Annotated in this window: 15 protein-coding genes; 6 read left to right on the top strand and 9 right to left on the bottom strand. The window is 36.1% G+C overall.

Annotated features, from left to right (window positions below; translation table 11 throughout):
- Nucleotides 1-183 precede the first annotated feature (183 nt).
- The 3 genes from AMD01_RS20950 (at nt 184) to AMD01_RS20940 (ending at nt 2,980) form a co-directional block, all read left to right on the top strand.
- Nucleotides 184-810 (top strand): DedA family protein, encoded by a 627-nt coding sequence (locus AMD01_RS20950; RefSeq protein ID WP_053403416.1) that lies wholly within the window; start codon nt 184-186, stop codon nt 808-810.
- Nucleotides 811-920: 110 nt separating this feature from the next.
- Nucleotides 921-1,592 carry a response regulator transcription factor gene (locus tag AMD01_RS20945; protein ID WP_053403415.1) on the top strand — a complete coding sequence of 224 codons (672 nt, stop codon included), beginning with the start codon at nt 921-923 and terminating at the stop codon, nt 1,590-1,592.
- Nucleotides 1,593-1,654: 62 nt separating this feature from the next.
- Entirely contained in the window at nt 1,655-2,980 is a 1,326-nt protein-coding gene (locus AMD01_RS20940) for a HAMP domain-containing sensor histidine kinase (RefSeq protein ID WP_169775996.1), read from the top strand.
- 517 nt (nt 2,981-3,497) lie between these two features.
- On the opposite strand, the gene AMD01_RS20935 is transcribed toward AMD01_RS20940, so the two are convergent.
- Complete coding sequence (locus tag AMD01_RS20935; protein WP_053403417.1) at nt 3,498-3,662, bottom strand: YjcZ family sporulation protein; 165 nt, start codon at nt 3,660-3,662, stop codon at nt 3,498-3,500.
- A gap of 745 nt (nt 3,663-4,407) precedes the next feature.
- Between AMD01_RS20935 and AMD01_RS20930 the strand changes: the two genes are divergently transcribed.
- Both AMD01_RS20930 and AMD01_RS20925 read left to right on the top strand, forming a co-directional pair.
- Nucleotides 4,408-4,656 carry a hypothetical protein gene (locus AMD01_RS20930; RefSeq protein WP_053403413.1) on the top strand — a complete coding sequence of 83 codons (249 nt, stop codon included), beginning with the start codon at nt 4,408-4,410 and terminating at the stop codon, nt 4,654-4,656.
- A gap of 299 nt (nt 4,657-4,955) precedes the next feature.
- Nucleotides 4,956-5,321, top strand: a complete 366-nt coding sequence (locus AMD01_RS20925) for a DUF1292 domain-containing protein (protein ID WP_053403412.1) — start codon at nt 4,956-4,958, stop codon at nt 5,319-5,321.
- Between the two features lie 699 nt (nt 5,322-6,020).
- Here the strand turns inward: AMD01_RS20925 and AMD01_RS20920 are convergent.
- The 3 genes from AMD01_RS20920 to AMD01_RS25130 all read right to left on the bottom strand — a co-directional run bounded on the left by AMD01_RS20920 (nt 6,021) and on the right by AMD01_RS25130 (nt 7,347).
- Nucleotides 6,021-6,368, bottom strand: a complete 348-nt coding sequence (locus tag AMD01_RS20920; protein WP_053403411.1) for a hypothetical protein — start codon at nt 6,366-6,368, stop codon at nt 6,021-6,023.
- Between the two features lie 2 nt (nt 6,369-6,370).
- Nucleotides 6,371-7,030: an EndoU domain-containing protein gene (locus tag AMD01_RS24310; RefSeq protein ID WP_053403410.1), complete on the bottom strand. Its 660-nt coding sequence runs from the start codon at nt 7,028-7,030 to the stop codon at nt 6,371-6,373.
- A 122-nt stretch (nt 7,031-7,152) separates the two neighbouring features.
- Nucleotides 7,153-7,347, bottom strand: a complete 195-nt coding sequence (locus tag AMD01_RS25130; protein ID WP_083446653.1) for a hypothetical protein — start codon at nt 7,345-7,347, stop codon at nt 7,153-7,155.
- Between the two features lie 582 nt (nt 7,348-7,929).
- Here AMD01_RS25130 and AMD01_RS20905 point away from each other — a divergent pair.
- The gene (locus AMD01_RS20905) at nt 7,930-8,724 is read left to right on the top strand and encodes a hypothetical protein (RefSeq protein ID WP_053403408.1); all 795 of its coding nucleotides are present in this window, start codon (nt 7,930-7,932) and stop codon (nt 8,722-8,724) included.
- 145 nt (nt 8,725-8,869) lie between these two features.
- Here AMD01_RS20905 and AMD01_RS20900 read toward each other — a convergent pair whose 3' ends face one another.
- The 5 genes from AMD01_RS20900 to AMD01_RS20885 all read right to left on the bottom strand — a co-directional run bounded on the left by AMD01_RS20900 (nt 8,870) and on the right by AMD01_RS20885 (nt 11,395).
- Nucleotides 8,870-9,247, bottom strand: coding sequence for a hypothetical protein (locus AMD01_RS20900; protein ID WP_053403407.1), 378 nt, complete (start codon nt 9,245-9,247; stop codon nt 8,870-8,872).
- A gap of 44 nt (nt 9,248-9,291) precedes the next feature.
- Nucleotides 9,292-10,095, bottom strand: a complete 804-nt coding sequence (locus AMD01_RS20895) for a hypothetical protein (RefSeq protein ID WP_053403406.1) — start codon at nt 10,093-10,095, stop codon at nt 9,292-9,294.
- Nucleotides 10,096-10,239: 144 nt separating this feature from the next.
- On the bottom strand, nt 10,240-10,479 hold the full coding sequence (locus tag AMD01_RS23750; RefSeq protein ID WP_083446651.1) for a zinc ribbon domain-containing protein: 240 nt from the start codon (nt 10,477-10,479) through the stop codon (nt 10,240-10,242).
- Nucleotides 10,480-10,579: 100 nt separating this feature from the next.
- Complete coding sequence (locus AMD01_RS20890; protein WP_053403405.1) at nt 10,580-10,921, bottom strand: hypothetical protein; 342 nt, start codon at nt 10,919-10,921, stop codon at nt 10,580-10,582.
- Between the two features lie 273 nt (nt 10,922-11,194).
- Nucleotides 11,195-11,395 (bottom strand): hypothetical protein, encoded by a 201-nt coding sequence (locus AMD01_RS20885; RefSeq protein ID WP_053403404.1) that lies wholly within the window; start codon nt 11,393-11,395, stop codon nt 11,195-11,197.
- Between the last annotated feature and the right edge of the window lie 274 nt (nt 11,396-11,669).

Here is an 11,669-nt window from a genome sequence, read left to right as displayed (position 1 = left end):
CAAAAGCGGTGATAGTTTACTTCTCGTAAACTATCACCGCTTTTTTCATCTCAGAGGAGGGGTTTTGTCCCAGCCTCATTCAATTTTGTATTAAATCGTCATATTGCATCCACTGTTTAGTATCAGCTTACATGGACCAAAAAAAGATGACGAAAAAGGACAGAAGATAAAAAGGAGGACACTATGTTACATCAGCTTATGAATTCATTGGATCACTCCGTGACGCACGGTATATCCTATTTAGGAATATGGGGAATTTTTCTTGGAATGCTGCTCGAAAGTGCTTGTATTCCATTGCCTAGTGAAGTGATTATGCTTTTTGGTGGTTTTTTAGTAAGTAACGGACACTTATCTTTTTGGAGTGTTGCTCTTGCTGGCATCCTAGGAAATCTAGTTGGATCTGTGATCATCTACTGGGTAGGACGAACGGGAGGACGATCCTTTATTAAGACGTATGGAAAATATGTTCTTCTAAATCAGAAACATGTAGAAAAAGCTGAAGAATGGTTTTCTAAGTATGGAAGCGCAGCCGTTTTCTGGGGAAGAATTTTACCCGTAATTAGAACGTTTATATCATTGCCCGCAGGCATGGCGACCATGAACGCAACTAAATTTACCTTATTTACTTTATTAGGATGTATTCCATGGAACATTACATTGGTTTATCTAGGCATGAAGCTTGGACAAAATTGGGAAACAGCTCAGGCATTCATTAAACCCTTTACTTATTTCATTGCCATAGCCATTATTATTCTTATACTGTGGGTCATCTTTAAACGAATAAAGGCAAATAAAAAAGTAAATGATTGACTTAGCACCCCCCTGCCATCCTTTTGGATCTCGTGAAGTGGGCGTTTTTGGTTCATCACCTTTCATAAAAATAATGTCTCTAACATTTTTGTTGGCAAGGAGTACCGACAATGAAGAAAATTTTAATCATTGAAGACGAAGAAAGCATTACAGAGTTTCTAGAACTTGAATTAAAACACGAGGGATACGAAGTCGAAGTGGCTCATAGCGGGAGACTAGGCCTCGAGAAAGCATTGGAACGTGATTATGATTTGATCTTATTAGATCTAATGCTTCCAGAACTCAGCGGAGTAGAAGTTTGTCGAAGAGTAACCTCCGTTAAAGACACTCCTATCATTATGCTTACGGCCCGTGATAGCGTTATGGACCGTGTCATGGGTCTTGATAATGGAGCAGAAGACTACATTCCAAAACCATTCTCTATCGAAGAGCTTTTTGCCAGAATGCGAGTCGTGTTTCGACGCAAAGAAAAAACTGAAAACCAGTTTGATCACAAGATTTCCTTCAAAGATATTGAGTTGGATACTATCTCTAGAACGGTAAAGAAGTCCAATGAAAATATAGAACTGACAAAGCGTGAATATGATCTTCTCCTATTCTTTCTCCAAAATATTAACCGTGTATTAACAAGAGAAATCATTATGGATCGAATTTGGGGGTATGATTATTACGGAGAGACCAATGTAGTGGATGTCTACGTTCGGCATCTACGTTCAAAAATCAATCTTGAAAGCGAAAATTATATAGACACCATTCGCGGAGTAGGATACGTGATGCGATAATGTTACGCCTTCAGAATCTAAAAATAAAATGGAAATTGGTCTTATGGTCTTCTACGCTTATTATGGGGTTATTTCTAGGATATAACTTATTACAGTACGTTGTCATAAGTACTTGGATGACCCATCATGAAGAAGTTGCTATCCAAGTCAAGATGGACAAACTTCAGCAGTATTATCAAACAGAAAATCATGCACAATCTTATTCAGACCTATTGAAATCTAGTAAAGAATTTTTACAGAGTACGAAGGAAGAATCTGAAACGATTACTATCTTTGATCAAAATAAAAAACCCATCATAGGTAGTAGCTCTACGGTAGATGGTTGGAAAACGCAAAAGTCGATATCACACAGCGGAGTCATGACCGAACATTTTGGAGATGATCAACTTTTACTCATTGAAGAACCCATTTCAACACATCACTTCCATGGCAGTATTAAAATCGTTCGCAATCTTAAACCATTCGACAGTCTTTTAGATCAGTTCGGAATTGTCATGCTGATGACGTTATTAGGGGCAATAGTTGTAAGTATTGGGGGAGCGTTATTCTTATCCAGTAAATTATTAAAGCCCTTGCAGGAGATCTCAATGACGTTAACGCGCGTTAAAACATACGGTCTCACAGAGCGCGTCATAGTGAGCGAAAACCGTGATGAAATTTCTGAGTTGGCTATTCATTTTAATCAGTTAATGGATGAATTGGAAGAATCATTTAACAAACAAAAGCAATTTGTCGAAGATGCTTCTCATGAATTACGTACTCCTCTTGCAGCATTAAAAGGAAATCTCTCTATGCTAAATCGCTGGGGGAAAGACGATCGAGAAGTATTAGAGAAATCCCTGAGTTCTTCTTTGAAGGAAGTAGACCGATTAATTCATTTAACAAAGAATTTGCTGGAATTAACACGCTTAGAGAGCAAAGAGAATACCACCAATGCCTCTCCCCTTACTGATCCAAAGGTAGTGATTAAACGAGTGGTAGAAAAAATTCAAATACTCCATCCAGATTTCAATTTAAAAACGCAGGGTCTACATGACGATTCATTGGTTCATATCGATGAAGATCAGCTCGAGCAATTGTTAGTTATCTTTATTGACAATGCCATTAAGTATTCTCGTCAATTGAAAGAAGTAATGATCTCTTTAAGTAAAGAAATGAATACAATCAAGATTTCTGTACAGGATTGGGGAATCGGTATACCAAACGAAGAAATCCCTCTTGTAATCAATCGTTTTTATCGAGTAGACAAATCGAGAAATAGTAAAAAAGGCGGTCATGGGCTGGGATTATCAATTGCCAAAAGGATCGTGGAGAAATACAACGGAGATCTGATCATTAAAAGTAAACTACATGTAGGAACAATTGTAGAATTAACTTTTAAACTGTAGGAATCCTCCAGCTATCTATAGAGACTTTTGAAAAAGTAGTCGTCATGCCACAGTCTTCTTTCCGTATTTACCTATTCGGATGCCTCTCAAGTATGTGTAAAGCCTGTACCAATATTAATATTCTAATGTATAAATCGTACGAGCTTGTTAAAAATAAGAGAGGCCCTATATTCCTCAACCCAACGATGGAATATGCAAGAAAACCATTTCGACATGGCTATATAACGAAAAGAAGGTCGTATGCACCTTCTTTTCGTTATTCTTTTTTCTCCCCTTTCTTTCGTCAATTCAGTAGGCACCTATTCTAATCCACTACATATAGTAAGATGCTACAAAAATAAATTTCTTCCTTCATCGCATAAGCAGCCATAAAAAGAAGGTATGCCTTTGTTGCCTTCTTTTTATGTATGATCTAATTGATACTCTAAGTAGGAAAACAAATTAAAAAAGCTAGCGTCATGCTAACTTTTTTATAAGAGATGTTGCAATGATCGTATTCGTTTCGAAGAGTGATCGTTTACCACCCCCCATGACCATATCCTAAACCACAGCCTGCACCATAACCGCCGCCAAAGCAAGAACTACCAATAATAACCAAAAGAATGAAAAGAACGATTAGTAACGCAAAACCACTTCCAAATCCGTATCCACCGTATCCTTCCTCACAACCATGTGCTCCCATATCACTCACCTCCACCTTTTTAAAGGATACCTTCAGCATATGTCTAAAAATGAAAAGTGTTTCCTTTGAGGATGAGGATCTATTTAACACATCTTTTAATAACGTTTTTTTCATTTTTACATACACTACACTATGCCTAACCGCCTAATCGCCTAACCCCTGTCGATTTTACTTAACCATATGCACCTTTTTACCAGACAGCATGTGACCTGCTGTCTGTTTACATATGTTTTTCAAAATGTAGCTACATGCCAAAAGGAAACAATTTCTGTTCCCTTTTTGAGTTCTCCCACTACGATCGCACCAAACACCACTAGCCCTCGCATAGAATGCAAGAGCTAGTTACCGATAGGGACAGTACTAACGCATTCTTCTACGAAGGCTGTGGTGCGCACAAAAAAATGAGGTGGTGACGTTCCATTTTTTCGTACTTGAGACTTTTACACCCACAATAACCATTAGCAAAGGAAGTAGACGAAGAACGGATACCGCTTTTCGTCTATTTTCATTTTATGCAAGGTCCTTCCATAATAGTAGACGTTTTTATTACACTTTTTGAAACAAAATAGCGGGTAGCGGACAAAAATAGTTCATCAGCGTAAAATATATAATGGCCGTATATGATAAGCTACTATTTTCCACAGGAATTTGCATAGCAAAAAGTAGAAAATGTTTAGAATTAATGAAGAAGTCTATCACCAACTATCTCTTCATGACATTTACTAGAGTAAGGTGGTGATCCAGTATGGACAAACGAAATTGCCATAAGCCTAAAGTGGTTTATTGTGATCCAGAGTATATTTACTGTGATACGTATCGCAAAGAAGAAGTCATTTATGTTCATCCGATTAAACGAATTAATCGTGAGCATATTCAATATGTACCTCGTCACGTTTACGAAGAAGAAACGTTCAATGAAGTGATTGATCCTGGTGTACCTGATGAATGCAAGGGCAAAAACTGTCATCATAAGCGCCGTCGAAATTACCGTTAATTTCGATTCATTTGATAGAGAACCTCTCATATGTAGATGGAGGTTCTCTTTTCTATTGAAAAAGATGGATGATTTATATTTGAAGATCATAGTCATACATACATACATACATACATACATACATCATTAAAAGATTATTTGGTGTTCAATTCCATTTCCCAACTACTTGTCATCTACGAAAACGTTTTATTTGTTTCGTTTTCTAGCGAGATGGTAATATAAAAACCAACAAACCATATTTTGGATACCAACCATCAAAATGGCCAGTAAAAATCATTCATATGAAGGAGATGCTTTTAATGGAATCATCATCCATTCATCATGTTGTTGATTTAGACGAATTCCGCATAAGAAAAGAACAAGATCATGCAAAACCGCTCTTTTCCTCTAAACAAATCATTACGCTCGAAGATCCAAAGCGTCCTGGAAAGAAAATAGATTGCTACTTACAAGTGAAAATCTCTGTAAAAGATAAACAGTTTCTTGCCTTAGAAACCGTTGAAAACGAAGAAATGCGTGAACTAGCGATTGTAGAAGCAATTGAAGAAAACGACCAGTTAGTGGCCGTGCAGCCGATTGAATCGAAGGAAGAATATGAGGAAGTCGTTGAAAGTATGAAGGAGGCGTTGTTTGAACAGGCGTATACTAATAAGAAAAACCAGTAGGCATACAGATTTTGAAACATCATAGTGTACAAAAGAAAATCTTTTTTTGATGAAGCCATTGCTGTATTATGATCGTAATGAATGGAGACTATTTTTACTTTGTGTCATAGTTCCATTAAAGCCATTGCTGTATTATGATCCCACCTACGATGAGTCCTACGCCTACTCCTGTCATAGTTCCATTAAAGCCATTGCTGTATTATGATAAATCTAATTTTTGTGTCCTCCATTTGTATGTCATAGTTCCATTAAAGCCATTGCTGTATTATGATTCAAGCCCCAAATTTCTCATAAAGTGATAAGTCATAGTTCCATTAAAGCCATTGCTGTATTATGATCGATCATCAAAAAAGCCTTTAACGACAACGTTAGAAGGCTTTTTTGATTTTTAAAAATGGTATTAAAAAGCATAAATTAAGGACCTTCCACGTCTTTTTTTGAAATTCTGTGATGATTTTCTTGTTATTTTTAGTCTGTCCATATTTGCATTTGTTTATACACAAAACTATCTAGTATAACCAAAAAACTTTGAAATTAACCTTCTTATTATTTTGAATTTATTCTCCCGGTCGTGCTATGACCATGCAAAATCTAAAGCAGACCTATAAAAAAGGATGTTCGCATACTATCATGCGAACATCCTCCAGCATTACTATAAATCTATCATCTGTACGTTAAACTTGTTCCATTTTAACGATATTAGTCACTTTCCCCATACTTCTTTTCAATGGCTTCGTCCCAGAGCAGGAAGATCTTTTTCAGTTCTTCTGTTTCGATGAAACAATGATCTTCCTCACCTTCTTCAGCAAATTTAAATACAATCTTTGTAATATTTTCTTCCACTCTTATAATACAAACATTTCCTGAAACTTCTTCGTAGGAGGATTTCTTAGAAAGAACGTCATTAACTGCATCGAGCCATAGTCCTGAAACGTCTTCTTGTATGTCAGATAACACTAAATCAACCACTAAATCAATTTCGTCTGGCACATCAATCATAAGACTTCCTAGATCGTCATCCTCATAAATTTCAACTTTATATTTCATTGTTATCTTCCTCCACGTTCTCTTATTGGAAAAGCAGTGCTTATTTTACCATCTAAATCTAAATACATTCTAATTTTTAGACCCTCGGACGTGGTGCCTTGATAAAAAACTTTCCCCCTTCTAGTCCTAATCATCCGCCTACTTTCATACGCTTCATTGATGGCATTCAGAACCTGAACTCGATTCCAATCCTTTGGAAAAAAAGTTGATTGGGCACTTTTTTCTTCACCATTTACAGCAATTTTTGCTTGATAGATTCCTCTACTATTTGGAGGTGCTGTCATATATAAAATTTCTCCGCCACCCATCATACTTTCATGATGATACCCTACCGCCTCTCCCCTTTTATTGATCTGACCATGGAAAACATGTTCTACCGTATGGCCTGTAATAGGTCTTTGAGATCCGTTGCTTCTAGACATTAACATCATCGTAGAGTGGTAGAGCTCAGCGGAAACATCTTCTCGGTATTGATTACTTAGGGTATTAATACTTCTTCCTTGTTCCGCAAAGACAAGCGCTCGTTGAGGAGCTAATCCTGCGTTGTTAAACAAGAGCTCGTTAACCTTATACTGACCTTTCTGTTTTAACGAACGAGCCATATCCGCTGCTTGATTAAGATCATCTGCAATGCCTGCTGCACCCTTTACGGTAATCCCCACTTCTAACAGACCAGTTGTTAATTAAAATAAGTTGTCTTGTCATTCTTCATCCCCCAGCTTGTTCTCCAGTACATCTTTATCCATCCGATATTCTCCTACATTCCATTGGACAATAAAAGGCCTTAGATGCCTTTTTCTGTCTCCTGTAGGGCTTTAAATGATTTCGGAGTTTGATAAAGAGCCAATGAATGCTGGGCTACATGAATTCCTTTAGTCGCTTTATAGGCAACATTGCCTCCCTTTATCGCTCGTCCCGCCCAGCCTACGAACGGGATAAACCCAGCGGCTGCCATCGCTCCAGATGCGGTTCGTTTCATGGCCGAAAGCTTTGTATTGGTAACAGGATCTACTCCATCTACTGCCCGCTAAATCGCCCGCCTTTTCATACCACGGTTTGTTTGCTTGTATTTTCCGCTGTTTTTCAGCTTTGATGGCGGCTTTTTGATCGCTAATTCGTTGCTTTTGTTCCTTTTTATCTTGAACGTAACCAGAAGCCATTTGATCAATCTCTTTTTGCGCTTTATAGGCATCGCTATTTTGATACGCTTTTGCATCAAAAGAGAGTTGATAAGCGGGGCTTCCACTCGACGTCATCTCTTGCAAACTACTTATGCTAGATCGAAATTCTTCCAGTTTTTTCTTCTCTCCAAGCCGACATACCTAAAACATGTGATTCAGAATTTCCGCTTGTTTCTCTCATGATACCGACAAAAATGCCCTGTATTCTGTTCCTTCCTTTGGTCTTTTAGCTTTATTACGGATACGCATACCGGGAGATACTCTCTTACCAGCATCTACTCCAAAATTTTTTTGGTAAAATAGAGAAAATAAACAGTTCTTTTAGTCTATATATGTGATTTAATTATAGATGTTAAAAACATATAAAAGGAGAAATAGACATGCCCAAAAAGATTTTAATTTTTGTTCTAACTGCTATGTTGTTAGTGTTAGGATCGTTTAATGTATCAGCCTCTACAAAGTGGGGGAAAATTGAAATTAAAACTGGAATGATAGGAAAAGTTCAAATTCTGAAAAATACTGTTTCATACACGATAAGTAGCAAAAAAAAGTTGACAGTATCTAAGAATTTAATAAAAGGGAATGAATTTGGTGTATATGCTTATGATAAAAATTATGGAGGACTTTATAAATTAAGTGGAAATCAATATGTAAAAAAGTCATCTGCCATAAAGTACGTAACACTTCCTGCTCAAAAGCCTACCACTTCCATACCCAAACCACCTGTCGGTTATGGAACGGTTAAAGGAGATATTACGTGGCAATATAACCGCTATATTGGAACCAAGCCTGATGTTGGAGCTGATGTATATCTAATCCCAGTGAACTTTAACCCAAAAACAGTTAAAAAAAGTGATTTAGATACTTATATACTGATTGGTTCTGCGCCAAAGAATTCAAATCTTTATTATGGTAAAGTAAGCGGGTTTGGTCATTATGAAATTAGCAATGTACCTGTCGGAAAGTATTTACTTGTTGTATCCTCTGCTAAGACGAATCGTAACCCAGATGATCCAATTTATATTAAAAGCGTACTAGCTCCAAAATTAGGGGCTTCTTATCAGATGTTTGAGGATTTCAAACTAAAATTCCCTAGTCATACTTGGTCGACTATTGAAATTTCTAAAGGTAACGTATTAGATTATAGCTATGACTTTGGGTATACTTATTTCTAAAAATAGCAAGCAGCGCACCTAATTGTAAGTGCGCTGCTTTTATTTAGGAAAAGTAGGGAGTTGGTGTAGAATTTCATGATCATCTTTATCTCCTTTTAAACCATCCCCGTCATAGTCGCCTCTTTTTAAAACCTAGTTTAAGATATTAATAATTATATGTTTTTCTATTCTTTATAACTACAGTTACACCGTAATGCATTGACCCTACACATAGACCTGCTAAAATTAGTACTAATCCCAATACAACATTAAATAAAGATATTAACGATAAAGATATTGGAATTAAGCTAATAACAAATAGCGGAATAATAATTACAAATTGTATTAATGTCCTTGAAAATATACTTTGAATTAATGAAACTATAGAGCTCATAAATGCAAAGATAGAAGGTACAAATATGAACAAAGTAGCCGTATCAAAAAATAAAGGCATTATATCATCAGTACCGGATCTAGGATGAAATATAAAACTCAAAACACCAGTAATAACTAAAGAAAGAGCTATCCAAATCTTATAAAACATATTTCCCCATCCTCTATATATCATAATAAGTATTATTGTTCTAATTAATAACGGTTATTTATCCATACACTTTTAAAGTTTCTGTCTGCTGCTGCATTCTCAACCAAAAGTAACACTTTGGCGGCTTTTGCTTTAGAAAAAGCCGTGGCATAACTAGAATATTTACTAGCAAAGTTTACTCCGTAATAGTTATTATTGAAATCCATAATATTTCCATTTTTCATAAATAGTTTAAAAAATTTATAATTTGATTTACATAACTTTTTATACCCATCTTTAGCAGTAGGAAGCCAAGTTATTGTTTTTCCATAAGCTTTCGTTGCAGCATTTTGATCACTATATCCTTTTTTTCTATAACCATTATACTCATTACGGTAGTAATTGCTAGCAGGTTCTAATAATAGAAGTCCCCATTCATGATTTTTAGTCGCCTTAGTAGTAGTTTTAGAGCCCATACTTCTCGTTGAGATGTGATTCCAAGAAAAATGTCTATAAGCGTCTTCTGTATTGCTGTCTTTAGGATATGCTTCTTTAGCAATTTTTTTAGCTTTGTTACCATATTCAACTGCAATTTTAGTCATTTGATAACTTGTCATACCTTCATCTATATCTAAAATCCCCTTAATAAAATTCCCCTTACGTAATTTAGCTCTGTTTTCATCATAAGCAGGTTTACTGGAACTAGCATTATATTCAATTTCAGTATTAGGAACCGATTCTTCCTCAAAGTAAGGCTTCATACCTGAATCATTCATTACTTGTATGAGTTCTTCTCCTAAAGTCGCTCCTTGCTCAGGATCTTTATCGACTTCAATGTTAAGAATATCTTGATGTGAACTACCCGCCACTTAGCACCCTTACGGGTTGCTTGAAGTGGGGGCTTCCAAGATCGTAAGACCTTTTCTTTTATTGCATCTTCATCCACGCCTAAACGGTCGTGTCCGATGCCTTTCCTTCGCGGCGTTCCGACCGCTAGAAAAAATCGAGACAAATTATAATGCCATACCTTGTTCCTTCAAAACACGAATTCCATAGTGTTTAAGATTTAATCCGGCATTATAATCTCGATCGATTTTTGTGCAACACGTGTCATTTTGGCACACATACACACGATTAGAGAGCGAAAGGTTATCGTGGAGGTGTCCGCATTGACTGCACTGTTTACTTGAAGGGAAATAGCGATCCGCTACGATGTAGTGTTTCCCTTTTCTCTCTGCTTTGTACTGCAACATTGTGAGAAAGGGGATAGTTTATGGTGAATTTTTATATCCTTAACCACAAACTTTAAATGTAAAAGCCCCTATCCTTAATAGAATAGGGGCTATCTTTTGTTTATTTTCCCAATCTGGCCTTTTGCTCACTTAGCTGTAGTGCTATTTCATATTCTCTATTCGGTATGAGAGAGGTAATTTCTGATTTAATTAACTTAGCTAACTCATCTTCATCTATTTTTCCTAAATATAATTTTTCATTTAGAACTTGATACTTGTGTCGTATTTCCCTAAAGTAGTCTCCACTAGATGATTTTTCTTTAGCTTCTGAGTCAGTAAATTTAAAGTTGTACGGTGGAGGATCTGGGAATTCTATTTTTTCAGCAAATATAGGTGAACCTAAAAAGAAAGATATCATTACTATAACTAAGGTGGTGACTAATTTTACAGGTCTTTTTTTCATTTAAATTTTCTCCTTCACAAATTATGATAACGTTTTTTTAGTATGGCTCTAATTTGATAATTACATTTATTTGTTCTGCATAAATGTAATTATTTTCATTTCACACCATGGTTGAATATTAAATAAAGATATAAATTTTATGTTTTATAAAAAAGGAAAGACTTCAACATAGATGTTAAAGCCTTTCCTTTACTATCATTTATGTAAAATTAATATCAATAGTTAGATTTAAACCGTAGCTCCTGAATAACCATAATTTCAAGTCTACTAAGTTTACCTATATAAAACTTGCCCCAATCCAGATCCCACCGCTTTCACAGGCACATCCTTATGGCCCACACCCGTCCCTAACAAGTTAAAGACACGGTATTCATACTTGCCTCTCACTTCAATTTCAAAGGTTTGGTCCATGTTCGCGGCATTTGCTGGGTGAATCACTTTCCAATCACTAGGTGACATGTTGAACTCTTTCATTCTTTTTTCCACCTTTGCTTATAATTCGCTTGTATATCCCCTATACTTAGCCGTTTACTGTATCTTATATTCTTTTAGCTCATTACACGTGTGGCATGCGCTACGAACTCTGGACTAAACATGACGAGTGCCCACAAAAATGGCGAATAACGCTACACTTACACCTTCAGACATTTCCTTCCTCAGTCCTATTTGATCACCTACGGGTACTTTTTTACCCTTTATTCTCTCAATAAAAAGGAAACAAATATTTATAATAGAATTTATATTCTAT

The sequence above is a fragment of the Priestia koreensis genome (genome assembly GCF_001274935.1).
GTDB classification, from domain to species: domain Bacteria; phylum Bacillota; class Bacilli; order Bacillales; family Bacillaceae_H; genus Bacillus_AG; species Bacillus_AG koreensis.
The sequence above is the reverse complement of the archived record's forward strand: the minus strand, read 5'-3'. Positions and strand labels throughout refer to the sequence as shown.